At 63.5% G+C, this 23,630-nt stretch carries 24 protein-coding genes; 4 read left to right on the top strand and 20 right to left on the bottom strand.

The window, feature by feature from the left end; translation table 11 throughout:
* Position 1 precedes the first annotated feature (1 nt).
* Positions 2-592 carry an exopolysaccharide biosynthesis protein gene (locus DOL89_RS17750; protein WP_119680712.1) on the bottom strand — a complete coding sequence of 197 codons (591 nt, stop codon included), beginning with the start codon at positions 590-592 and terminating at the stop codon, positions 2-4.
* A 462-nt stretch (positions 593-1,054) separates the two neighbouring features.
* Here DOL89_RS17750 and DOL89_RS17745 point away from each other — a divergent pair, with 462 nt between their 5' ends.
* Complete coding sequence (locus tag DOL89_RS17745; RefSeq protein WP_119680711.1) at positions 1,055-1,564, top strand: hypothetical protein; 510 nt, start codon at positions 1,055-1,057, stop codon at positions 1,562-1,564.
* Between the two features lie 270 nt (positions 1,565-1,834).
* Positions 1,835-2,845 carry an AI-2E family transporter gene (locus DOL89_RS17740; protein WP_205574720.1) on the top strand — a complete coding sequence of 337 codons (1,011 nt, stop codon included), beginning with the start codon at positions 1,835-1,837 and terminating at the stop codon, positions 2,843-2,845.
* Positions 2,846-2,870: 25 nt separating this feature from the next.
* On the opposite strand, the gene DOL89_RS17735 is transcribed toward DOL89_RS17740, so the two are convergent.
* From DOL89_RS17735 to DOL89_RS17705, 7 genes are all read right to left on the bottom strand, one after another.
* Entirely contained in the window at positions 2,871-4,103 is a 1,233-nt protein-coding gene (locus DOL89_RS17735; RefSeq protein WP_119681344.1) for an MFS transporter, read from the bottom strand.
* On the bottom strand, positions 4,100-5,554 hold the full coding sequence (locus tag DOL89_RS17730; RefSeq protein ID WP_119680709.1) for an FAD-dependent oxidoreductase: 1,455 nt from the start codon (positions 5,552-5,554) through the stop codon (positions 4,100-4,102). Before DOL89_RS17730 ends, DOL89_RS17735 begins: the two co-directional genes overlap by 4 nt.
* Positions 5,555-5,702: 148 nt before the next feature.
* Positions 5,703-6,458, bottom strand: a complete 756-nt coding sequence (gene arsH / locus DOL89_RS17725) for an arsenical resistance protein ArsH (RefSeq protein WP_119680708.1) — start codon at positions 6,456-6,458, stop codon at positions 5,703-5,705.
* Between the two features lie 16 nt (positions 6,459-6,474).
* Complete coding sequence (arsB, locus tag DOL89_RS17720) at positions 6,475-7,542, bottom strand: ACR3 family arsenite efflux transporter (protein ID WP_119680707.1); 1,068 nt, start codon at positions 7,540-7,542, stop codon at positions 6,475-6,477.
* Between the two features lie 11 nt (positions 7,543-7,553).
* Positions 7,554-7,979 carry an arsenate reductase (glutaredoxin) gene (gene arsC / locus DOL89_RS17715; RefSeq protein ID WP_119680706.1) on the bottom strand — a complete coding sequence of 142 codons (426 nt, stop codon included), beginning with the start codon at positions 7,977-7,979 and terminating at the stop codon, positions 7,554-7,556.
* A complete protein-coding gene (locus tag DOL89_RS17710; protein ID WP_119680705.1) occupies positions 7,976-8,500 on the bottom strand; it encodes an arsenate reductase ArsC in 525 nt (174 codons plus the stop codon). The genes arsC and DOL89_RS17710 overlap by 4 nt, the downstream gene beginning before the upstream one ends.
* A 32-nt stretch (positions 8,501-8,532) precedes the next feature.
* Positions 8,533-8,883: an ArsR/SmtB family transcription factor gene (locus tag DOL89_RS17705; protein ID WP_119680704.1), complete on the bottom strand. Its 351-nt coding sequence runs from the start codon at positions 8,881-8,883 to the stop codon at positions 8,533-8,535.
* Between the two features lie 143 nt (positions 8,884-9,026).
* Between DOL89_RS17705 and DOL89_RS17700 the strand changes: the two genes are divergently transcribed.
* Positions 9,027-9,359 carry an ArsR/SmtB family transcription factor gene (locus DOL89_RS17700; RefSeq protein WP_119680703.1) on the top strand — a complete coding sequence of 111 codons (333 nt, stop codon included), beginning with the start codon at positions 9,027-9,029 and terminating at the stop codon, positions 9,357-9,359.
* Positions 9,360-9,435: 76 nt separating this feature from the next.
* Here DOL89_RS17700 and DOL89_RS17695 read toward each other — a convergent pair whose 3' ends face one another.
* Positions 9,436-9,933, bottom strand: coding sequence for an RNA polymerase sigma factor (locus DOL89_RS17695; RefSeq protein WP_162937638.1), 498 nt, complete (start codon positions 9,931-9,933; stop codon positions 9,436-9,438).
* A 789-nt stretch (positions 9,934-10,722) separates the two neighbouring features.
* Positions 10,723-11,163 carry an anti-sigma factor family protein gene (locus DOL89_RS17690; RefSeq protein WP_119680701.1) on the bottom strand — a complete coding sequence of 147 codons (441 nt, stop codon included), beginning with the start codon at positions 11,161-11,163 and terminating at the stop codon, positions 10,723-10,725.
* 318 nt (positions 11,164-11,481) lie between these two features.
* On the opposite strand from DOL89_RS17690, the gene DOL89_RS17685 reads away from it, so the two are divergent.
* The gene (locus DOL89_RS17685) at positions 11,482-12,171 is read left to right on the top strand and encodes an SDR family oxidoreductase (protein ID WP_119680700.1); all 690 of its coding nucleotides are present in this window, start codon (positions 11,482-11,484) and stop codon (positions 12,169-12,171) included.
* Positions 12,172-12,195: 24 nt separating this feature from the next.
* Here DOL89_RS17685 and DOL89_RS17680 read toward each other — a convergent pair whose 3' ends face one another.
* The 10 genes from DOL89_RS17680 to DOL89_RS17630 all read right to left on the bottom strand — a co-directional run bounded on the left by DOL89_RS17680 (position 12,196) and on the right by DOL89_RS17630 (position 23,172).
* Positions 12,196-13,485 carry a DUF2254 domain-containing protein gene (locus DOL89_RS17680; RefSeq protein WP_119680699.1) on the bottom strand — a complete coding sequence of 430 codons (1,290 nt, stop codon included), beginning with the start codon at positions 13,483-13,485 and terminating at the stop codon, positions 12,196-12,198.
* 337 nt (positions 13,486-13,822) lie between these two features.
* On the bottom strand, positions 13,823-14,356 hold the full coding sequence (locus DOL89_RS17675) for a hypothetical protein (protein WP_119680698.1): 534 nt from the start codon (positions 14,354-14,356) through the stop codon (positions 13,823-13,825).
* A gap of 64 nt (positions 14,357-14,420) precedes the next feature.
* Positions 14,421-15,107, bottom strand: coding sequence for a hypothetical protein (locus DOL89_RS17670; RefSeq protein ID WP_119680697.1), 687 nt, complete (start codon positions 15,105-15,107; stop codon positions 14,421-14,423).
* Between the two features lie 117 nt (positions 15,108-15,224).
* The gene (locus DOL89_RS17665; RefSeq protein ID WP_119680696.1) at positions 15,225-16,361 is read right to left on the bottom strand and encodes a hypothetical protein; all 1,137 of its coding nucleotides are present in this window, start codon (positions 16,359-16,361) and stop codon (positions 15,225-15,227) included.
* Positions 16,362-16,483: 122 nt separating this feature from the next.
* Complete coding sequence (locus tag DOL89_RS17660) at positions 16,484-17,554, bottom strand: CsgG/HfaB family protein (protein WP_119680695.1); 1,071 nt, start codon at positions 17,552-17,554, stop codon at positions 16,484-16,486.
* A gap of 69 nt (positions 17,555-17,623) precedes the next feature.
* A complete protein-coding gene (locus tag DOL89_RS17655) occupies positions 17,624-18,076 on the bottom strand; it encodes a curli assembly protein CsgF (RefSeq protein WP_162937637.1) in 453 nt (150 codons plus the stop codon).
* A gap of 1,139 nt (positions 18,077-19,215) precedes the next feature.
* Entirely contained in the window at positions 19,216-19,485 is a 270-nt protein-coding gene (locus tag DOL89_RS17645; protein WP_225890027.1) for a helix-turn-helix domain-containing protein, read from the bottom strand.
* 213 nt (positions 19,486-19,698) lie between these two features.
* Complete coding sequence (locus DOL89_RS17640) at positions 19,699-20,223, bottom strand: hypothetical protein (protein WP_119680692.1); 525 nt, start codon at positions 20,221-20,223, stop codon at positions 19,699-19,701.
* Between the two features lie 295 nt (positions 20,224-20,518).
* Positions 20,519-20,845 carry a hypothetical protein gene (locus DOL89_RS17635; RefSeq protein WP_119680691.1) on the bottom strand — a complete coding sequence of 109 codons (327 nt, stop codon included), beginning with the start codon at positions 20,843-20,845 and terminating at the stop codon, positions 20,519-20,521.
* 194 nt (positions 20,846-21,039) lie between these two features.
* On the bottom strand, positions 21,040-23,172 hold the full coding sequence (locus tag DOL89_RS17630) for a family 16 glycosylhydrolase (RefSeq protein WP_162937636.1): 2,133 nt from the start codon (positions 23,170-23,172) through the stop codon (positions 21,040-21,042).
* Positions 23,173-23,630: the final 458 nt, after the last annotated feature.

The raw sequence follows: 23,630 nt of genomic DNA, 5'->3' as shown, positions 1-23,630 counted from the left end.
GTCAGGAGCTGAAGCCGAAATACCAGACGGCCACTGGCACGCCCGCCAGCAGGATCAGCGACACCACGACAAGCGCACCGTCGCGGGTCAGAAGCCCGGCGGCAAACAGTGCGATCACCGCCGACGCGATGGAGCCGGAGGTCGGAATGACCTCCATGAACGGCATGAAAAGCGTCAGCGCCAGAATCAGCGTCAGTGGCAGAAGCAGCCATGGCCGGTGGAGAAGAAAGGTGAGCCGCGCCTTCAAGAACCGCTCAACGAAGCGCAAGGGCTTGCGCAGCCAACTGATCCCCTTGCACAGCTTCGCGGTGGACATCCGACGGCGAGTGATGAAAGCCGGCAGCCATACACACTTTCGGCCAAAGATCATCTGCACCACGAGCGTGAAGACAATTACCGCGACGATCGCCGTGATGCCAGGGATCGCACTGGCCGGCGAGGTGGAGATCAGCGAGAAAACCAACATCAGGGCTGCAAAGGAATGCCGACCGAGTTTCTCGATCACCTCCTGCACCGCGATGCTCTCGCCGTGGGCCGAGCTCTCCAGCTGGTCCAGGACGTCGCTCAGGGCGTGGGTGCGCTGTTCAGGCATGGATCACCTTGTTCTGTTGCATGTTTGCTCAGCGACGACGACCGGCCGAAGTTCGAAACCATTCGGAAGTGACATGCCGGGCGGTGCACACCGATAAGAACCCCTCCGAAGGGCGTCGGTTCACAGTCGCGATGATCCTATGAGTGGCGTAATGGTACCTACGAGACTGATGCAGCTGAAACGGGCTGGCGGATGCGCCAGAAAACCCATGGCAATACGCGCGAGAATATAGATAAAGTCAGGCGACAACAGATTATCTTTGCAGGAGCATCGAAAGCCGCAGCTTACTGGCATGTTCCTGCCGACACACAGCGGCAATTCCTCAACAAGAGCGAGCAACAATTCTGCTACGTATTCCATTCTATTCTTCACTAACCTGAGTATATGCTGGATTTTGATGGAACCAATTATCACTTTCCTTGTAGAATATGATGATGCTATGTAGAATGGGAGAAATACAGCATGGCCCGCAGCCGACAGGAAGAGGCACGGTTCCTGACCCGGGAAGAGCAGGACATTGTCGCCCGGACCCACCATCCCGCAATCCAAGGCGTCGCGGAGGGCGAGCTGGCGGATCTGATCAGGCTGCTGCGCGATCGGCGCGATCGTGCTCGCAATATTGCCAATCGGCAGCGTCGGGAAATGCGTGGCAAGGCGGAGGGGACGGCCAGGGATGACGCCGGTACCAGGGCCAAGCGCGACGTTCTGGCGGCCGCGTTGCAGCGTGCGAACAAGGAACTCGACCGGCGCCGAACCGAGGCAGCCAAGGACGCTACGGTGAAGAATGCGAACCGGGCCCTGGCGATGAAGCGTGCTACGGAGGAGTTCCGCCAAGCTGATCATCCTGCTGCGGACGACCGCAGTGCCGGTGAAGGCATGCACCCTGTTCCGAACGAGGATATCGCTCCTTCCGGCGCACTGAACGCCGAAGGCCATCGACCGGTGGTCCATCGCACGCGTCTGCCACGCTGACCGTCCGAATGGAACAAGTCGGCGTTGGGCGCGCTTATTGAAACGCCGCCATGTGGTGGCGGAAACGCAGCCGCTGCATGGCGCATGCCCAGCGCCGTCGGTATTTTCGCTGACGCTATTCGTCACAGCGCGGAAGCAGGAACCCGATTGCCGGACGGGGCTGCCAGGATGAGGTCAGGACAACCCGCGAGCATGCCCCGGCACCGACCCCGCCCGCATGAGAGGGTAACAGACACACTGTCCAGACCGGCTGGAGCCGACCGGACTCGCATGATGTCCGGGACGATGCTGCCGGTGGCTTTTACTGTTGGAACCACGTTCCTGCTGCTATCCTTTGGGAATCTGCTGGCACCGGTTCTGATCGCCTTGCTGGTCGCATACCTTCTCGACGGGCTGGCCGATATTCTGGTCAGGGCCGGCCTCCCCCGTCTTCCAGCCCTTGGCGGCCTGTTCGGCCTGTTCGTCTGTGCCCTGGCGGCAGCGTTGCTCTACGGGATCCCGATGCTCTGGTCCCAGACCGTTGCGGCCCTCACATCCATACCGGTGCTGCTGCAGCGGCTAAACGACCTGGTGGTCACGCTGGTGTCCGCCTATCCGGATCTGCTCGACGGCACGGATGCGCTTGAGTTGATGGCATCACTCCGCCAGGATCTCGGCGGACGGGTGCAGACACTGCTTGGGCTGCTGCCAGCCTCAGCGGAAATGCTGCTGAACATCGGCATCTATCTGGTCCTGGTGCCGTTGACCGTATTTTTCCTCCTGTTCGACAAGAACCGCATCCTGGCCTGGTTCGGACGTATGGTTCCGGCCCATCCCGTGCTCCAGCGGCTCTGGCCGCGGCTGGTCGATCGGCTCGGCGGGTATGTACGCGGCAAAGCCTATGAAATCCTGATTGTCAGCGCCGTGGCCACAGTAGCCTTTTATGCGATGGGGCTGAACTGGCCCATGCTGCTCGGCACCATCACCGGCGTGTCGGCGCTGATTCCGATTCTCGGGGCAGTAGTGGCCGCGGTTCCCGTGGTCCTGGTCGCCTATGCCCAATGGGGGCTCGACCTCCAGGTGGTCTGGGCGCTTGCCCTTTATGCCATCATCCAGGTCGCCGATGGCAATCTGCTTCAGCCGCTGCTGATGGCGGAAACGGTGGGAATGCACCCCGTCGCACTGATTGTTGCAGTCCTGATCTGTGGCGGCATATGGGGCATATGGGGCCTGCTGCTAGCAGTTCCCGCAGCTATCGCCGTCCATGTACTGTTGGATACGCTGGTTGAGTACCGGGAGTAGGCCGCCAGGACAGGGAGGCCCCCCCTCACCGGCTGAGCACCGCTGCCCAGAAACAGGCCGCAACCATGGCGGCCCCGGCCATCGCCGCGAGGAGCAGGGCGTTGTAGCCGCCGGAAGCCTGCCAGAGATAGGCGCCCAGCACAGGTGCCGCCGCCTTGGCCAGGGTCGCCGGCGCCCCCATCGCGCCATTGATCGCACCATATCCCGTCCGGGACAGCATTTCGGGCACGGCAAGGCCGCGCACGATGGTCATGACGCCGTTGGCCGCCCCGTAGAGCACCGCAAAGGCATGGACCATCAGCAGGGTGGAGCCGGAGCCGAGAAGCAGCAGCACGGCCAGCGGGAACCCGGCCACGACCACCGATCCCAGTCGGCTGACGGACAGATCCCCGGCCAGAGCAGTTACTGCGATCCGTCCGGCCACCTGGGCCGGGCCGATCATGGCGATGGCCCCTACCACGGCTGCTGGTTCCAACCCGCGCTCCACCAGCAACGGGTAGAGATGATAGCTCAACGCCGTGAAGATGCCGGTATGAGCGGCGAAGGCCAGGAGCAGCAGCCAGAATGCTGCCCGGCTTGCCGCCTGTCGGAGGGGGGCCGGCATAGTCGGCTGGTTCGCGGCAAGCGTATCGGGGCCGGCCGGGGCCGCAGGCAAGGCCGGTTCCCTCAGAATGGCTGCGGTCAGCCCAGCGACCGCCAGATTGGCAAGCCCCAATGCAGCGACGGCTCCACGCCAGCAGAGCCAGTCCAGCAGAAGCTGCGTCACCGGCACCAGCACGGTGCTGGCGAAGCCGCCCCAAAGGGTCAGCGCGGTAATGGCGCGCCGTGCGCCGGAGCCCGTCAGCCGCGCCACCGTGGCGAAGGCCGCATCATAGAGCACCATCGCCTGCACAAGGCCGAGCAGCAGGAACAAAGGATAGAGCTGCCAGACGGATTGCGCCTGCGACCAGCCAAGGAAGCCGATGCCGGCCAGCATGGACCCCGATCCCATTACTGCTCGGCCATGTCCCCGGTCGATGAGAACGCCAACCGGATAGGCCGCAAGCGCCGCAACCGACAATGCCATGGACGCCAGCAGATACACGTCCGTCCGGGCAAGACCGAACACCTGCATCGTCGGAGCCGCCAATAGGGGAAAGCTGTAGACCAGCGTCCCCCATGAGATGATCTGGGCCACCCCCAGCCCTGCGATCAGGCCGCGACGGGGGCGCTCCCGGGCCGGAAAAGCGGCCCTTCCGGCCGGAAAGGCCGATGTCATGCCGCCCTCTGGCTGCAGCAGCCGGAAGGCACAGGCGCCGGGTTGAGGGTTGCGGGTTCCTGCCCGGCCGTGCCGCCGCAGCCGCATCCCGCCCCGTCGTAGGCCTTGATACCGGCGTCCTTGGCGCAGCAGGCATCCGCGTCCGCCGGAGCGGGTCCGCCGCAGCATCCGCCGTCCGCACCGGCAAGCGGGTCAGGTCCCAGGTTGCTGCTGCACACGCCTGTTTCCGGAAGGTCCAACTGCACATCGTAGGCAGCTTCGGTGTCGCCTGCCAGGAAGGCGGCGATGGACCGGACCTGCTCATACCCCGTCGCCATGAGGAAGGTCGGTGCCCGGCCGTAGCTCTTGACGCCGACCGTATAGAATCCCGGTTCGGGGTGGGAAAGTTCCCGTACTCCATGCGGCCGGACCGTGCCGCAGCTGTGCAGGTTCGGGTCGATCAGGGGTCCCAGCGCCTCTGTGCATTCCAACCAGGGATCGAGCTTCAGCCGCAACTCTCGCAACGGCACAAGATCGGGGCGCTGGCCGGTCGCCGCGACAATCTCGTCGATGCCTTCAATGCGGCGGCCATCGGAACTTTCCAGGAAAAGCTGCTCGCCCGCAGCCGCCACCTTCACCACCCTGAACCCGGTCACCAGCTCCAGCCCGCCGCCGGCCTGAAGGTTCCGGAGCGCCGTTCCCAAGGCGCCGCGGGCCACCAGCGCATCGGCATCGCCGCCGCCGAAAGCCCGGCGCAGGTCCGTGCCGCGCACGGCCCAGACCAGCTGGGTTCCGGGCTCCTGTCCGGCCAGACGCGCCAGGTCAAGCAAGGCGTTGGCCGCCGAATGGCCGGCCCCGACGACCACTGTGCACCGGCCAGCATAGCGGTTGCGCAAGGCGCCGGTCGCATCCGGGATGCCATAATGGATACGGCTGGCGAATGCCTTCTCCCCGATGGCGGGCAGGCCATTCGCACCCAACGGGTTCGGCGTGGCCCAGGTGCCGGAGGCGTCGAGCACGGCGCTGGCAAGGAGTTCAACCTCGCCATCCGCAGTTTCGTATCGCACGACGAATGGCGAAGCATCTCGCCCGCCGGTTTTCACCTTGTCGACATCCCGGCGGCTGACAGCGACCACGCGGTGACCGAGCCGCAGCCGGCCGGCAATGTCCGGCAGAGCCGCCAGCGGGCGGAGATACTGCTCCACGAGGTCTCTACCGGTGGGCAGCAATTCAAGGTCCGGTCCGGCCCAACCATGCCGCTCCAGCAGGGCACGCGCCGCCCTGTCGATATTGTAGCGCCAGGGTGAGAAGAGACGGACATGGCCCCAGTCGCGCATGTTCGCGGCCACATCGGACGCGGCTTCCAGCACCAGCGGTTCAAGTCCGCGGGCCAGCAGGTGCGCGGCGGCAGCAAGACCGACCGGGCCGGCGCCGATCACGACAATGGGGTGTGCGGGATGCTTCATCACCATTCTCCCAGGTAGGTAGGCCGGGCCACGCCGTCTGCTCCGGCACGGCCCCGTCTTTCATTTCGATGTTATTCGAAATAACAGCGCCCGGGATGCGCGTCAATGCTCATTTCTATTTTCTTCAAAATATTCCCACTGCCCCGCGCCCTGGTCAGCGTCGCCCGTCCATGGCCTTTGCCGCCAGGGTCGCCGCTTCGGAGGCCCGCTTCAGTGCCTCTTCACGACGTTCGCTGTAGCGATCGGTGAGGTAGTCGCTGCGGTCCCGGACCAGAAGGGTGAACTTGTAAAGCTCCTCCATCACATCCACGACCCGGTCGTAGAGGGGCGAGGGCTTCATCCGCCCCTGCTCGTCGAATTCCTGGAAGGCCTTGGGAACGCTGCTCTGGTTCGGGATGGTAACCATGCGCATCCAGCGGCCGAGCACGCGCATGGCGTTCACCGCGTTGAAGCTCTGCGAGCCGCCGGACACCTGCATCACGGCCAGCGTGCGTCCCTGGGTCGGGCGGATACCCCCGCTTTCCAGCGGAAGCCAGTCGATCTGTGCCTTCAGGATGCCGGTGATGGTGCCGTGCCGTTCCGGACTGACCCAGACCTGCCCCTCCGACCATTGCGACAGGGACCGCAATTCGACCACCTTGGGGTGGTCGGCGGGTACGCTGTCCGGCAGCGGCAAGTCGCGCGGATCGAAAATCCGGGTCTCCGCCCCCATGCGCCGCAGCAATCGCGCCGCCTCCTCCGTCAGAAAGCGGCTGTAGGACCGTTCGCGCAAGGAGCCGTAGAGCAGCAGGATTCGCGGAGGGTGCGTGGATGGTCTTGCAGGCGTCAGCTGGTTTAGGTCCGGAATGTCCAGGAAAAGTTCATCCAGGCTGGGGAAAGTGTCGAGATCAGGTGCTTCTGTGTCGGGCATGTCGGCCTTCGGGAGATTACGGACAGGCAGGGGCGAACCGCCCCTGGGTGCGATTGGCCAGCGCCACCAGGGAGAGCATCACCGGCACTTCCACCAGCACGCCCACCACTGTTGCAAGCGCCGCCCCGCTGTCCAGGCCGAATAGGCTGATCGCCACAGCCACCGCCAGCTCGAAGAAGTTGGAGGTGCCGATCAGGGCAGCCGGCGCTGCGATGGCAAAGGGCACCCGCCATGCCCAGGCCCATAGAAAGGCGATCAGAAAGATGCCGTAGCTCTGCACCAGCAGCGGGATGGCGATCAGCAGGATCACAACCGGCTGCTCAAGGATAGGCGGCCCCTGGAAACCGAACAGCAGCACCACTGTCGCCAGCAGGCCGATCACGGTGTAGGGCTTGCAGCGGTTGCTGAAGGCGCCCACCGCCCCGGCACCGCCCGCCTCCAGCCGGCGGCGGGTCAGGAACCCGGCCAACAGAGGCAGAACCACATACAGGACGACGGACAGCAGCAGCGTGTCCCATGGCACGATCACATCGGTAACGCCCAGCAGAAGCGCCACGATGGGGGCGAAGGCGATCACCATGATGACGTCGTTCAATCCCACCTGCACCAGCGTGTAGGTGGCGTCCCCGCGGGTGAGCTGCGACCAGACGAACACCATTGCGGTGCAGGGAGCCGCCCCGAGCAGGATCAGGCCGGCGATGTATTCCTTGGCATCGGCCGGCGCGATCCAGTCCCGGCACAGAATTTCGAAGAACAGCACGCCCAGCCCGGCCATGGTGAAGGGCTTGATGAGCCAGTTCACCACCAGCGTGATGACCAGCCCCTTGGGCTTGTCCCCCACCCGGCGCAAGGCGGAAAAATCCACCTGCACCATCATTGGATAGATCATCACCCAGATCAGCACCGCGACGACCAGGTTGACGCTGGCGAATTCGAGCTCGGCCATGGCTCCGAACAGTCCGGGAAGCAGGGTGCCCAGCGCGATGCCGGCCACAATGGCCAGAGCGACCCAGAGGCTGAGGTAACGCTCGAACACTCCCATGGGCGTCTTGGCGAGGCGGGCGGCGGGATTGGCTGTGGTCATCTGTTCCTCGCTCACGCCAAGCGGCGGCCCTGATCGTCAACGACCTGCTCGCCACCCTCTTTGGTGAAGGCGCCGCGCTGTGGGGCGGGAAGAATGTCCAGCACCACCTCCGACGGGCGGCACAGGCGCACGCCCAGGGGCGTCACAACGATCGGTCGGTTGATCAGGATGGGATGCGCCATCATGGCGTCGATCAACCGGTCATCGGTCAGAGCCGGATCATCGAGGCCAAGCTCTACATAGGGGGTGCCCTTCTGCCGGAGCAGCGCCCGGACCGGAATGCCCATTTCACGCACAAGTTCGACCAGCCTCTCGCACTCCGGCGGCGTCTTCAGGTACTCGACCACGGTGGGCTCGATCCCGGCATTCCGGATCAGGCCCAGCGTGTTGCGCGACGTGCCGCAGGCCGGGTTGTGGTAGATGGTGACCGCGCTCATGCGGGCTCCTCCGGTTCGGAAATGGTGGACTGGTCCGCCAGCTCATCCAGCCTCTGCTTCAGGCGGAGCCGGTCGAGCGAGCCGATCGGAAGCGCCACGAAGGCCTGTAGGCAGCTCTGGGTCTGCCGGTAGACATCGGCCGTGAAGGCCCCCTTCTCCGCGTCGGTGCCTGTAGCGCTCGACGGGTCGGGAAAACCCCAGTGCGCCGTCGTCGGATGGCCGGGCCAGACCGGGCGTACCTCGCCGGCCGCGCTGTTGCAGACGGTGAAGATCAGGTCCATCTGCGGCGCGCCGGGCACTGCGAACTGATCCCAACTCTTGGAGCGCAGATTTGCGGTGTCGTGGCCGAGATGGTTCAGCAGGTCGCGGACATGGGGATTGATACGCCCGGATGGCTGGCTTCCAGCGCTGAAGGCGCGGAAGCGGCCCTTGCCTTCCCGGTTCAGAATGCACTCCGCCATGGCGCTGCGGGCGGAGTTGTGGGTGCACAGGAACAGGACGTTGAAGACCCGCTCGGACATGGTCACTCCTTTCCGTCGGCGGCCATGTGCGGTTACCGATCCCGGCAATCCGGTTCGCAGGCCGCGGCATCGGCGAAGCCGGACCCGCAGAGTTCGGGCCTGCCCTGGCAGCAATCCTCCATGAGGAAGGCGAGCAGACGCCGCGTCCCCTCAAAATCGGAGGCATAGAAAATCTGGCGCTGCACCCGCCAGGAGCGCAGCAGCCCGGCACGCTCCAGCGTCGCCAGATGATGGGACAGTGTGGAGGCGGGAACACCCACTTGACGGGATATCTCTCCCGCGGACAGGCCGTTCGGACCGGCCTGGACCAGCAGGCGGAACACCCCGATCCGGGTTTCCTGGGCCAGGGCCGCGAACGCTTCAATGGCGGCTTTCGTTTCCATCCTTCGACGATGATGAAAGATTCGGCTCGTGTCAATGCCGCGACGGCCGGAGCCCGCAAATCTGGAAATCGCGGAGGCGACGGACCATCTTGGCGGAATGCGGCCTTGGCGCCGCCATGACCGCCCAGTACAGGAATGTCTCGATGGATATGGAGACCGCCGCCCGCTGCTTTGCCGAACTGGGCCATCCGACCCGTCTCGCCATCTATCGGCGGCTGGTCCAGGCGGGGGATGAGGGACTTCCGGTCGGCGCATTAGGTGAGGAACTGGGAGTGGTTCCCTCCACCCTGTCCCACCACGTCAAGCAGCTCGTGACCGTCGGATTGATCGAGCAGGTGCGGGGCGGGCGCACCTTGTACTGCCGCCCCGTCTATCGGCAGATGGACAGCCTGATGGGCTTTCTAACCGAGGAATGCTGCACCCGTCCGGCGGCGGGGCAGACCGCTTCCGGGAGCAGGGCCGAAAGCTGTTGCTGACTGGAAGGAGGCGGCGGCTGTCGCCGCGCATCCGGCGAAGTTCATGCCGCCGCCGCAATCAACATGTCCGGCTGGACTAGCGCCCCTTCGGGTTCTTGGCGGGCAGCAGCCCGACTTCCTCCGCCAGGGTTGCCCGCGCCCGGGCTACGCGGCTGTTCAGGCAGGCGACCGGAATGCCGAGCCGCTCCGCCGCGTCACGGTAGCTCAAACCTTCGACGGCAACCAGGACCAGCGCTTCGCGAAGTTCCGGCGCAAGTGCCGCCATGGCCGCCTGAACGGCTCTCAATTGGGAACGCACAGCAACGATACTCTCGCCATCCTCGCCGATCACGTCGCCGGAGCTCTCCTCGGAGACCCTGTAGCGGTGCCAAGCCGACTTCCGGTTGTCGAGCCAGCCGTTGCGCATCACGCAGCGCATCCAACTGCCCAGATTGGCAACGCCCCCCAGCGCCTGCGGCTGACGCAAGGCGCGCTCCACCGCCATCTGCACCAGATCGTCCGCCTCCGCCATGCTGCCGGTCAGCGATTTTGCAAATCGCCTCAGTCCGGGCAACACATCCAGCAGTGAGTGCACATGATCCTGGGAAGCGGCGACGGACTCTTTTGCTTCGGAATTATTCGATACCGCAGTATCTTCCTCCGGCTCCGGCCATTTCCATTCGGCACCGGACTGTACTGAATATGGGACCGTCAAAGTCATGACACGTTGCCTGCGGTTCGAGGACTGCGCACGTGCCGTAATTCACCAGCGCGATGACGCGCCGTTTCTGCCTCCCGCCCCGACAGACACAGAAATACATAAATTTTTGTCAATCGTAATGACCAGCGGAGGGATTATCGCCGCTGTCCCAGTCAACTAGCCGGGCGGAGCGGGAATGCCGACACATCTCCCGGATAGATCGGGTAGATACAGCCCCACAAGCGGGTGAAAGCCCCTTCATTGTCCGAAAGCGGATTACCCCTTGTAAATTTGGAACATCGCCTGAAAGGGCAAGACCCCATGCCCGGCTATGTTGTACTCTTCTCAGGTGCTTGTGATGCACCCTGCCGGACCGCCTCGACAACGGTTCTCCAGCGGAGCAATCGGCGCACAAGTTAAATACGGGCTTTATTCTTTTTAAAGAATAGCCGCTGCCGATTACTTTCAAACCGCGCTCGAAATTCCCTCTGACGCGCAAGCCTGTCAGTTTCCGCAGCTCGCCCCTCCTCAGCCGCGAGGCGTTCCCTGTTTGGCGAGCATTGCCGGTGCGGGAAAATCCACGAAGCTGAAAACGTGAAGCTGAAAACGTAATGGCGTGATGCACCGGACTTCCCGGTGATCACGCCATTATTGTGGTCATCCAATCCACAGGTGCCTTGAATTCTACCGATAGGGCGCCGCGTGGGTTCCCCGCAGCCACGCGGCCATGACCACGTCGCCCGAAGGGTCCACCCTGCTCGCCTCTTCCGTCTCCGACGGGGCGGAGTGGCTCACCGCCGCCTGCTGCGTATTCTGGCTGCCCGTATCATGCGACACCAGATCGCCGCCAACCCAAAGCAGCCCGGCCATGCAGGCGAAAGCCAGACCGGCACGGGCATAGCCGGCCGGACGCATCCAGACGGCAGGAGCGGTTTCCACTCTCCTGCCAGCCTGCCCTGCCGTCCTGTGGGCCTTGAGCACCAGGCCGGACACCTGCTGAAACGCATCCAGCCGCTTGCGCGCCTGCGGGTTGCGCATCAACTCGGCCTCGACCCACGAGGCGCTTTCCCGGCTCAGCTCACCATCCGCATAGGCAACAAGCAGCTCATCCGTCAAATGAAGCATGTTGGGAGTCTCATGCAAGCCGCCCGCCGGGTTCAACGCTCAAGCCCGGCTGCGCGGCAGTTTCCGAACTCACCCGGGTGGGGCGGCAAAAACCTGCCGCACTGCCGTCCTGTCAGGAGTTCCAGGCTCTCAGTAAGATCGACAAGCGTCCCTACTTCAACCCTCCCCCAAGCGTTACCACTCACGCCCTCTCCGCAGAGGGGAATCCAGGCGGGCCATCCATGCAGCCACCGGACCAACCGCCTGCCCCGGCCGTTGGATGCAGGTCCGGACATTCCGGCGCGAGCTTCATGACTTCGGAATTCGGAGGAATCGCCCATGCCAGATGGCAAAGTCCTGCTTATCACCGGTGCGTCCAGCGGCATTGGCGCGGCAACGGCCCGCGCCGCCGCGGGTCACGGTTGGCGCGTGGCACTGGCAGCCCGATCCGCCGACAAGCTTACCAGTCTGGTGGAGGAGATCGGGCAGGAGAACGCCTTCGCCGTACCCTGCGATGTCGCCGATTACGAAAGCCAGGAAAGGATGGCTGACGCAGTGGCCGAACGGTTTGGCCGCATCGACGCCGTCTTCGCCAATGCCGGTACCGGCGGAAAGCCCGGTGGCTTCTCCGGCGCGCCGCCGGAAAGCTGGCGCAGGATGGTGGACGTCAACATCCTGGGCGTGGCCTACACGCTCCGCACCACACTGCCGCATGTCAAGGCGGCGCGCGGTCATGTGCTGATCACGGGCTCCGTCGCCGGACGGCGGGTGCTGGCCGGCTCAATGTACGCCGCCACGAAATGGGCGGTCTCCGCCATCGGTTACGGCCTGCGCGAGGAGCTGCGCGGCACCGGTGTCCGTGTCACGCTCATCGAACCGGGGGTCGTGAACACGCCCTTCTTCGACGCGCCGCAGCCGAATTCCCTCAATCCCGACGATGTGGCCCGTAGTGTCGTCTACGCCCTGAGCCAGCCCGAGGGCGTGGACGTCCACGAACTCACGATCCTTCCCACGCCGCCGATCGAATAAGGGCCGAGGCATCACACCAGGATATCAGCCCTGCACCAGGCGGTTCCGGGCTTCCTGGCACTTCGCACGGATCATCGCAAGATCGCGTGGCGTGGCGATGTTGCGTTCGGCCGCATCCAGGATCATGTCCAACTGCTCCAGCACCGGCCGCCGCTGGGCCGCCAAGCTTATGCAGGGGGCGAGGCGCGAGATGGCGTCGGCGAGGCGGAGCAGGATCGCGGGATTGCCGCGGCCCGAATGACGGATCTGGTCGAACGCCTCGCCGACGATGCTGCTGTAATCCGCAACGTCCAGAACCAGGCGCAGAGCGCCGTTCCGGTCGCACCTGGTGGATGGCTGAAGCCCCCGCGCGAAAATGTCGGTCAGACCGGCGGAGATGTTGTCGATCACCGCCACGGCGGTGAAGACATCATTCAGTCCAGGCGACAGGGCCCGCGCGGCGATCTCGACCAGTTGGCGGAATCCGAACTCGATGTCCTGCGTGGGAACCCGCTCGGACCCGATAATGAAGGCATCCCGTACCTGGCGACAAACCTCGTCGGTCCGTGCGGCCGCCGGATAGATGGCCATATGCTCGCCGCGGCTCAGAACAAAGATTCCGGGCCGGACATGCAGCCGGATCACCGCATCGGCTTTGCAGGCGGCATCCACCAGCGCTTTATGGTTGACAGACTGAATATAGCCATCCCGGCCCATATCTATCCATCCATGGTCCTCTCCCAATTCATAGGAAGGTGGCCGATAATCCTGCTCCTCCGGCAAGAGATGCCGGATGGCGCTGCGGAGTTCCACGGCCACGCTCTGAATGAAATTGTCGTAGATGATGGAGCGGGCCAGCCGGTGAACATAGAACAGCAGGACAAGCATCGAAGCCGCGGTCAGCACCGTTCCCACCGTCACCGCCAGATGGGGCACAGCATCGCTGCCGTTGTCCACGGAGCGGAAGACCACCAGCAGGTACAGGATGTCGGCCAGGAAGAAGCCCAGCACCGTCTGCGTTACGCGATCCTGGATGAAGTTCCGGATCAGCCGGGGGCCGATCTGGCCGGCTGCCAGCGTCAACACAACCATGGTGATGGAGATGACAAGGGACGACATCGTGATCATGCCGGAGAGGAGCGCCGACATCAGCTCACGCGCATTATCCACGTCGCCGGTGTGCAATATCCAATAGCTCGCCGAATCCTCGATCAAGCCTGTGCCCCAGACGAGCAGAGCGACCGCGAGCGCCACCCCCGTGATGCACATCAGGCTCGGCACAAACCAAAGGCTCGACTGGACGAACTGCCAGTAATGGCGGAGGCGCTCCCTCATCTGTTCAAGCAATCCTTCCGGTTCTGTTCCCAATCGATGCGCCGCAGACTACTGATCGGCCTGCGCAGGACCGGGCCGCTGCACTTTCATTCCTGCCGACGGCTTGGCGATCAGGTCGTCAACAGTTGCAGACGGCGTGTGACGCCCCGCATTCTCGATGCGGAAGGCAGTTGCGGGCAGCGAGCGGACATGGAAAAGACCCGGCATGGGGGCATGCCGGGTTGAGGCTGGCTAAAATCCGGATCGCCGGGGCGATCCTCGGGGCTGACGCCCCGGCCCGGCCTCTGACAAAGGCCGTGCGGGTGCCGGTGTCCTGGACACCGATTGTTGCGGCGGTTCACCGCCCCCGGAGGGGTATGACAGTGGGTTCGGCGTTCACGCCCTGCTGGAGGATCAGTGCCGACTGTGCCGGAACCTGCCCGGGCGTCAGTTGGTTCAGGGCCCCACGCTGATATACGAGAAGGTACTGAAGGCCGGTCTGGACCATGCTGGCGGAGTTGAAGCTGCCGGACTGGTTGGTGACGGCCACATTTCCCTTGCCGTACTGGAGCGTTGACGCCGAGTTCCCGGTTCCGGTCTGGTTTGTGATGGCAGCGTTCCCCTCTCCGGACTGGAAGGTGAAAGCCTGATTCCTGGCGCCGGCCTGGAACTGCGAAGCGGAGTTGCCGACGCCGAGTTGAGCGACGAACCCGTTGCTGTAGCCGATCTGTTCCTGAACGGCGAGATTGCCCGCGCCAGCCTGGAGGATGGAGGCCTCGCCCCACCCGTCCGATCCGAGGGGCGAACCGGCATGCAGCAACGACAGCTCGCTTGCCGCGGCCGGAATGGTCATGAGGCACATGAGGGTGGCCAGGAGCGTCCCGATACGCATGATTTCAGCCTCGATCTGTCGTTGAAGTTAATGGGGGACCGAAGTCCCCCATTGACCGGCCGGATCAACGCTGAGTGACGTAGGCGCTGTTGCCGTGACCGAACTGCGTGACGACGGCGTCATGCTTGTAGCCGGTCTGCGAGACCATGGCGGAGTTCCCGGCCCCGACCTGGACCATCCAGGCGTCGTTGCGGGAGCCGTACTGGTCCACGCTGCCGTCATTGCCGAAACCGGCCTGCAGGATCGTGGCTTCGTTGCTCTTGCCGTCCTGGGTCACCGTCGCGAAATGCGCGATGCCGGTCTGGATCACCATCGCCTCGTTCCAGGAACCATCCTGCGTCACGAAGGCATCGGCGGAACCGAACTGGGCGATCGTCGCGGCGTTATCGAAGCCGTCCTGATCGACCTCGGCGTCGCTGTAGAAGCCGGCCTGGGTCACAGTGGCATCGTTCAGGGCGCCGTCCTGCGAGACTTCCGCGTCCAGCTTGTAGCCGAACTGGGTCACGGTGGCGTCGTTCCGGAAGCCGTGCTGGCTCACCTCGGCATCGTTGCTTTCGCCGGTCTGGACGACATGGGCGTCGTTCTTGCGGCCGAACTGGCTGGTCTCGGCGTCATGGTAGGAGCCGATCTGCTCCTGGGTGGAGACGTTTCCGCCGCCGATCTGGAGCACATAGGCATCGCTGAAGCTGGCCGCGTTGGCGGCGCCGGACAGGGCGACGAGGGCGGTGGCGGCGAGAAGGATCTTCTTCATGATTGTTTCTCTTCTATGGGGTGGTGGAGGGGCATTGCCCCGGACCGATGGGAAAGGTCCGAACGAATAGGCGGGAGAGGAGGGTGGGGGCCGGAATAGACCCCCACCCGCAGCCGATTACTTCTGGGTCTGGGTGGCGCTGTTGTTCCAGCCGACCTGGACCGCCATCGCCTCATGGGCGCGGCCGTCCTGGCTCTGCGTCACGGTGTTGTAGAAGCCGGCCTGGACGGCGACGGCCTCGTTGTCACGGGCGCCATACTGGACCTGATCGGCGGTGTTCCAGCCGCCGACCTGCAGGATCGTGGCCTCGAACACGTTGCCGCGCTGCTCCTGGTTGGCGTCGTTGCCGATGCCGACCTGGAGGATTTTGGCCTCATGCTCGGGACCGCTCTGCAGCTGGACGGCCTTGTTGCCGCCGCCGATCTGGATCGCCAGCCCGTCGCTGCCGCGGCCGAACTGGGTCTGGTCGGCCTCGTTCTTGTCGCCGATCTGGACGATGTCCAGGTCGTTGCCGGAGGCGGAGCTGCTCTGGAACTGGGTGCCTTCGTTGTCGTCGCCGATCTGGACGATCTTGGCGTCGCTGGTCTCGCCGTACTGGCGCTGCTCGGCATCGTTGCGGTCACCGATCTGGACCACATCGGCCTCGTTCTTCTTACCGTCCTGCCACTGGTCGGCAGTGTTGTAGTCACCGACCTGGAGTACGGTGGCCTTGTGGTCGGCCTTGCCCTTCTGGGTCAGGTTGTTCTCGTTGCGGTCGCCGATCTGGACCACCTTGGCGAAGCTTTCATCCGACTCCTGGGTCACGTAGGACCGGTTCCACCGACCGTCCTGGTACGAGAGGACCATGCCGTCGTCGCCGGTCTGGGTGGAGCGGCTGAGGTTGTTCCGCCCGACCTGGGTCAGCTTGGCGAAGTTGTCGTCGCCATACTGGTTCTGGAAGGCCCAGTGATAGTCGCCGCTCTGGCTCGCGCTGGCGAAGTTGTCATCGCCGCCCCGGGTCTGGCTCTGAAAGGCGTTGTTCTTGTCGCCGGCCTGGAGGATCAGCCCGGTATTGTAGGAGCCGGTCTGGACGGTTTCGGCCAAGTTGAAATCGCCAGCCTGCACAGTCGCAGCGGAATGCCGGGAGCCGGTCTGGTCCTGGGTCGCGGCGTTGGAGCCGCCGATCTGCAGGATATAGGCGTCGCTGAACTCGCCTGCCATGGCCGGAGAGGTCAAGGCGATCAGGGCCGCTGCCGCGAGAAGTGTTTTGCGCATGGGATTTTAGCCTTTCGCTTCTATAATCGGGCGGAATTGCCCAGCGGACATGTCAAAGGTCCCAACGAATGCACTGGGTGGAGACCGGGGGACCGGAATAGATCCCCCGGTGAAGATCAGGATTACTTGCCGGGCGGCATCCTCCGGCGATCCCCGGACGGGATCGGGTTCTGGCCGCTGGGCAGCACGTAGGTCGGCCCGCTGGACGCCTCCGGCACGCCCGGCTCCACCTTGGGGGCCAGTTCGGCTTCCGGGCTTCCGTTCCGAATGACCGGCGATTGGCTCGTCGGCGGCTCCAGCCGGACCCCGTTCTGGTAGGCATGAATGGTCTCGACGCCGTAGACGCCGTCCCGCTCCTGCGTGTACCGGCTGACCAGGGGCTCCACCAGGGACCGGTCCTGTAAGGTCCAGTACCCGTCGATCAGCCCTTCCATGATCAGCGTGTGGACGGCTTTCTCGACCGCGGTCTTGACCGCCAGTGTCACCGGCTCGTTGGTGGTGAGGCCGGTCTCGATTTCCAGCAGCTTCTTGTAGTCGACATACTTGAAGACGCCGCCATCCACGCCGATCGAGTAGATCGTCTTGCTGATATTGACGCTTTTCAGGACCTCGCCGGTCCGGACGCTGACGGCCCGCAGATAGACCGTCACGGTGTCCCGGCGGTACTGCGTGCTGGCGCCGATCCCGAGGAACCGCGCGCCGAAGCCGCCCGTCAGCGTGTTGCTGTCATAGCCTATGATGCCGCCGTCCAGCATGATGCCGGCATAGGTCAGCGGCGGCAGAGGCGGAAGGTTGTCGCCGCCATATTCCTGGCGGGTGACCCGGATGATCTGCCGCTCCTGGAGCAAGGCTTGCAGAGAAGAGCGCTCGACGGGCGTGAACCAGGATCTGTCTCCGGCGCGTTCCAGGGCATTGATCAGGATCGAGGTCCCGCCCTGGGTCACGGCGCGGGAATATTCCGGAAAGCTCTCATTGGGCTTGTTCTGCCCGGTCATATCATTGAAGCCGTAAACGGCGACCGCGATCCTGTGCAGCGGCGGCGGCAGGGACTGGAGCTCGTTCAGGGCTCCGGTCCTGAGTTCATGTTCGGGCGCTTCGGAGCGCGCCAGTTCCAGGTGCGACGGGCCTGATGTACAGGCGGCGAGCGCGAGAGTTCCTGCCGCGGCCAGCAGCAGGTTACGGATTGCACGCATGGTCGGAAATTCCTTGGCAGCAGCCGGCCCCGCCCACCTTCAGTGGGGAACCGGAGGGGGTTCAGCGGGTCAGAAGCCGCCGGGCAGTCCAGGGGTGCCGGTCGGGATCGGCGCAACGATCCGGCTGGTGGCGCCGGTATCCAGGTTCGTGATCGTTGTCGTCCGCTGCCCGTTGGCATCGCTGATCACGATACGGGTGCCGCCGATCTCGTAGGTGCCCGGCCCGGCGTTCTGGATCGTCTGGGACGCCTGGGACGCCAGGGAAGAGATCAGATTATCCCGCAGGGCCTGTTCAAGCTGCCGCTGGGGGTCTGTTTCGATCAGGTCGAAGGGATCGACCGCGTTCGGGTCCTTGAACCGATCGTTGGCGTTGGCCGTGCCCAGAAGATGGTTGCTGTTGTACGGGTCCCCGCCGAAGGACGGATTGACCGGGCGGTAGACCAGTTCGGACGCGGAGGCTGCCATGCCGAAAGTGGCGGCGATGCACATCGCGGCAAGTGACGCACTAGGGATTCTAGCCATGTTGTTTCTCCCTCCAGTACTGGCGACCCGGCCCGCACTGGACGCATCCATTGGAGGATTTCTTTTCCGAGGCTGACGGACACGCCGGCCGCGGCATGGCTTAGAAGTATCGGGAGGGGCTTGTTTCACGAAACCCCCATGCAGGAGATGGCGTTTTTCGTCCGAAGTCGCCGAAAGTGTTCCCATCAGGGTAGGGCGGCCGAATGGTTTCTTATTCAGTATAGAATGAATACGGTGGGACCACTCAGGCTATCCCATTCATGTCGGTCGGCGCGGCGCTGCTGCCTCAGGAATTCAGTTCCCGGCATGGTCACGCTCTGCGCTTCCGTCCTGGCCCGCCTCGCATCGGGCAGGTTCTCACTGCCCGCGGCCGTCCGGGTCGGAAGGCGACGGGGCAGTCCTGGAAGGCATCCCGGGAAAACATTGCCTCGAAGGTTCCTGGGCTTGAACGCAGGGTCCGGCTACGGTGGTCCGGCATCCGCCGGGATGCTATCCGTTCCCACCTGCATGGCCCAGAGTAGCGCCTTGCCCAGGACGGCGGCTGTATCCCTGTTCTTCTCGAGGCCTGCTTGGTCCGAGTCAGTCGGATTGGGTGCATCGGCCGGCGCATCCGCCGAGCAATCCGCCTGCCGTGCAAACAGGTATCCGATCGGCGCCATCCAGACGACTGCCGCCAGACTGGCGCACAGGATAAGATTCTGGGGAAGCACCGGGCCGGCGGCACGGACCGGCCCTGTCCTGTTCTGTATCGCCATTTTCGACCCCTGTTGAACCGAGTGGTCCAAGCAGCGTTCCTTGTCCTGAAAAAGAACAGGGAAGAGCTGCCCGGCTACATCGCAGCAGGCTTCTGGCACAGTATTGGGTTTTCTCCAGTGCGGCAGTGTAAATGCCGGAAGACAATGCCGGATTATGCCCACCCAGATTCGGCAAAGTCAACGCAAGTCTTAATCATTCCAAGGTCAATGCACCTTTCCTCGTAAGAGACATTCTTCTGCTATCATAGCCCGTATATTTGGTTAATCTTGGATTATTCGTCTGACAACAGCTTCGGTACGTTACGACTTCCTGCTCGAGCGAGCCGACGCAGGGCCGTTCTGCCAGACGGCTACGCGGCAATTCGCTTGTGGAGCATCGAGGCATCAATACAGCGCGTGGAATATCCCCTCTCCTTGTCTAGCGCCCGATCCGCCGGAGTTGATGAAGACGATCCCGTGCTCTTCCAAGGTGGATCGGATCACCGACAATGTGTGGGAATGAGGCGTCCTCTTGCCCAGCTCGAAGTCGGCCAGCGTGGCGTTCGCGATCTTCGCCTTCCTGGCCAAGACTTCCCTTGTCATCATCAGGATTGCGCGGGCCGCCCGGCATTGCCCTGGCGATATGGGCTTGCGGCGCATCGTGGACGTACGCATGGCTCCCCCTCCCAGAAGCACCCCTGGACTGTGTAGACGATTCAGCTCCGCCACATTTCCGGGACATCGCCGGGGTACCACAAGCGAGCAGATGCGGACGGCCTTCCCTCCCCTCCTGAACAGTCAAGGGCGGGCACTTCCGCCGGAACGGTCGCAAAAAAGGGCGGGGACCTCTGCCCCCGCCCTCAACGCATGCCGCCCGCCTGGACCGGGTCAGGCGTACCAGAACAGGTCCGAGGGCCCAGGAATCTTCACAGCCAGATCGGTGGGGTCCGGCGGGGTCTCGCCCAGCGTGCCGCCTTCCACGAGAAGGTGCGTCCCGTCTTTGAATTTCATGTCGGCCGACCAGAACCAGTCGGAGAAGAAGTCGCCGGGCGGTCCGTCGTTCCGGGTCAGCATCCAGTCCACAGGTCCGGCCAGATCGCGGGTGGTATAGCCGCGAATGGAGAGTTCATCCCGGGCGATATCGAACATCATGATGCGGGCGGACTCATCGACTGCCTCTGCGTCCCGCCCGCCGCGTCCCGGCGCATGAAATATGTACTTGTCACGATCCTGGTCGGGCGAGCGGGTGAAGAGATAGTCACCAACGCCGAAGTGGATCACGTCACGCCCGCTGGAGAGATAAAATGTCTGGGCCGTATTATCGGCACCGAAAACCTTATCGTTTCCGGCGCCATCATGAACGGATGTCGCGGCTCGCGGCAGGATGACGTCCCTCCCGCTTGTGCCGTGCAAGTCATACTCTTCTGCAAATCCAGGTCCGACGATCCATTTTCGCATCGCACACCTCTATGCTTCAGGCAGACCGATATTTACTTTCTGCTTGTGGCACATGGGTCGCAACGGGACAGAAGATGACTGGACAGCAAGATGGAATGTACCTCTTTCCCATGATACAACCTCGACAGGGCGATTGAGGTTAGTGGTTTAGACGACCGTTTCGGATCGCGTCCGGATCGCCGGCATGAAGAAGGCCCGCTGCTTGGAGGCAGGCGAGCCTTTTCTCTTGGACTGCCGTGGAAATTTGCAGTCAGCGTGTGCTGGTCGCAGTTGTCGTCGTCGTGGATGTTGCGGGGACGGTGTCATCGTCGTCATCGGCCACAGCCACGGCAACGACGCCGGCGATCAGCGCCGCTGCGCCGACCAGCGGCAGGATCGACATCGTCCCGGATGCCGCACCGGCGGCAGCCCCAGCGCCGGCTGCTCCGCCTGTGCCTGTTCCGGCACCTGCTCCCCCGCCGGAACCGGTCTGGTTCTGCGCGACCTGCGACTGTGGTTGCAGCGGTTCGGCCTGGACCGGCAGATGAGCCAGGACAAGCGCAATCGCAGTGCCGTAACCGGCGATGGTCCTGTGCATGGTTCCCCCCGTTGGTGCGGATTTCTTCGGCCGGCGGTTAGCGGCCCCGCCGATATCCTCAGGATAGCGTGGACCGCCTGCCCGCCATCGCCGGGAGAAGGAGTAGGTCGACCGGCAATTGGGGAGTGGCCTCCACGATACTTAGCAGCGGATAACTACGTTGCCAGACCAGCCTGCCGGCGCCGCGCCTTTCGTCAGCTCCAGGAACCGTCCGTGCCAACGCCGACCAGATTGACCCGATCGGTGACGCTGACCCAGTCGACACGAGCATATTCGCCCACATCGTGGCTTCCGGTCACCGTGATCTGGTCGCCCGTATGCAGGTCCAGCTCGAAGACACGGGACCGGATCGTCCCATTGCCGCCCGAGCCCGTCCAGGACCCGAGCGTCTTGCCGTTGACCTGAAGCGACCAGTCGGCCGCGCCGTCATCCTCGTTGAGGTAGCCGACCGCCAGCTTGTAGTGGCCGTCCTTTCCGGAGAATGTGCCCTTTGCCGTTCCGCTGCCCTGGACCATGATCAGCGTATCGTCGTGAGCGGCCGTATGGGTTTCCTTCACGTAACCGCTCAGCGTCAGCTTGTCCGCCTGCGTCACGCCGACGCCGATGGTCGGGCCGGATACCGCCTTCTCGATCTTCATCCAGTCGAAACGGGCCTGCTCCCAGCCACCCTGGGTGCCGGCCAGGGTGATCTTGTCGCCCTTGTCCAGATCGACGGTGAAGCTGCGGGTCTGGGCCACGTCCGTGCTGTTGCTGCCGCTGCCGGTCCAGGAGTTGACGGTCTTGCCATCGACCTTGACCGCGAAGTTGGCGGTTCCGTCGAACTCGTTGAGATAGCGGACGCTGATCTTGTAGGTGCCGTCCGCACCGGTGAAGGTGCCGGATGCTTCGCCGCTGCCGGTCAGCTTGATCTGCGCCCCGCCGGAGACACCGCTCTTCTGCTCCACAACGTAGCCGCCGCTGAGCTTGAGCTTCTCCGCCTCTGTAGTACCGACACCGATATTGACCGCCGACGAGGTGGACGGAGTGGAGCCTGAGACCGCGGGCGCATTGGCCGGGGCTGCCACCGACTTTGCGAAGACGAACATCTCCGGTTCGAGCTTGGCGATGCTTGTATTCTTCAGCAGCAGGGCCTGATCCTTGTCCAGCCGCAGGATCACGTCCGACCCGACTTGGCTGAGCCAGGGCTTCACATCGTCGAAATGGGTGAAGTGGAAGCCTTCCAGGCGGATCTTGTCGGTGTTGTTGACGCTGTTGGACAGGTCCAGGATGGTGTCGTTGCCGTCGCCGTTGCGGATGATGAAGACGTCTGTTCCCTTACCGCCCAGCAAGGTGTCGTTGCCCTTGCCGCCCTTCAGCTCGATGTACTGGCCGTTGGCGGAAGCGAGATAGTTGTTCTTGTCGTTGCCTGTGATGTGGCGCGCCCAGTCATTCAGCAGGACGACCTTGGTCTCCGTGCTGCCAAGCGTATAATCCTCATTCCATGTGGTCTTGGCCCCATCGGCCGTCATCTTTGTGAAGGCGTCGGCCCCGATGGCGGACCAATCTTTCGGGATGCCCACGACCTTGTGGTCGACCTTCTTTTGGTACGCGCGGATATGGTCGATCTTCATGTCCGCCGGGAACGGCGTCGTGGAATTCGGGCTGCCGGGCCAGTAGCCGCCGACCGCCAGATTGGCGATCATGTAGGCGGGCTGGTCGAAGCTGTGGTTGGCCGCTTCGCCGACCTTGATGCCGTCATAATACCAGACGATCTTATCCTTCTGCCAATCCATGCCGTAGGTGTGGAACCCGTCGGAACTGTCGAACAGGCCGAAGCTGCGGATGTAGTCCACGACCTTCTTTCCGTTGGCGTCGATGTAGTGGGAGGTGCCATAGAGTTTGTCCGGCTCCTGCCCCAGTATCTCGATTACGTCCATTTCCGGCGGCCATTTGGCATCCATGGTCAGCATCCAGAAGGCAGGCCACAGACCCTTTCCCTCCGGCATCTGCGCCTTGATCTCGAAATAGCCGTACTGCATGGAAAAAGCGCGCTCGGACGTGATCATGCCCGAGGTGTAGTCCATGTTGTCGATCTTGGACTTGAGTGAGCTGGGCGCCTTTTCAGCCCGGAGCGTCAGCACACCGTTGGAGTGCTTGAAGGGGTTGACGCCCAGATCCTTGTAGCTGGGATCGATGTAGAACTGCTTCTCGCCATTGCCGGGCAGGGACCGCTCGTCCCAATAGCCGGACGTCTTCCAGACCGCACCGCTCTGCCCCCAGAGGCGGAAACTGTCGAACTGCTCGTTGAACAGCAGCGTGTAGTTCGACATGTCGAACTTTTCAGCCATCGTACCATCCCCTGTCATTGGTGCCCTTGCCACGCCCGTGAGGGGATGGCCGGCGGACGACTACCTCGCCCGAGACAGGGGACAGAATCTGAGCCTATTTCTTAACAGCACATTAACCACACCCGATGATCTCGTGACCAAAATGGTCCCAATGCAGAAAATGCGGCAGTATCTGTGACCATCCGCATCTATCCAGGAACTTATGACCGCACGCCCGTGGTATAGTGAGGGCTAGAGGCTACGGCGTTACTCGGCGAATAGCGGAGTAACTACTTCTTTCAATACCGATTCGGAAGGCACGAATCAGTAGCTCGCCAATTCCACTCGGACATTTACACGGCAGCGGGAGCACGATATTCCGCCGACTGAAATAAGCTTTGCGGGCCGGGTTGGAAGCTGCCGACGCGGGGCATTGCGCCCGGCCCCTTCAGGGGCGAGCCGGTGACGGTTGGCAGGCG

It is taken from the genome of Indioceanicola profundi (genome assembly GCF_003568845.1).
Lineage (GTDB): Bacteria > Pseudomonadota > Alphaproteobacteria > Azospirillales > Azospirillaceae > Indioceanicola > Indioceanicola profundi.
This window is presented reverse-complemented; position numbering and strand designations above follow the sequence as displayed.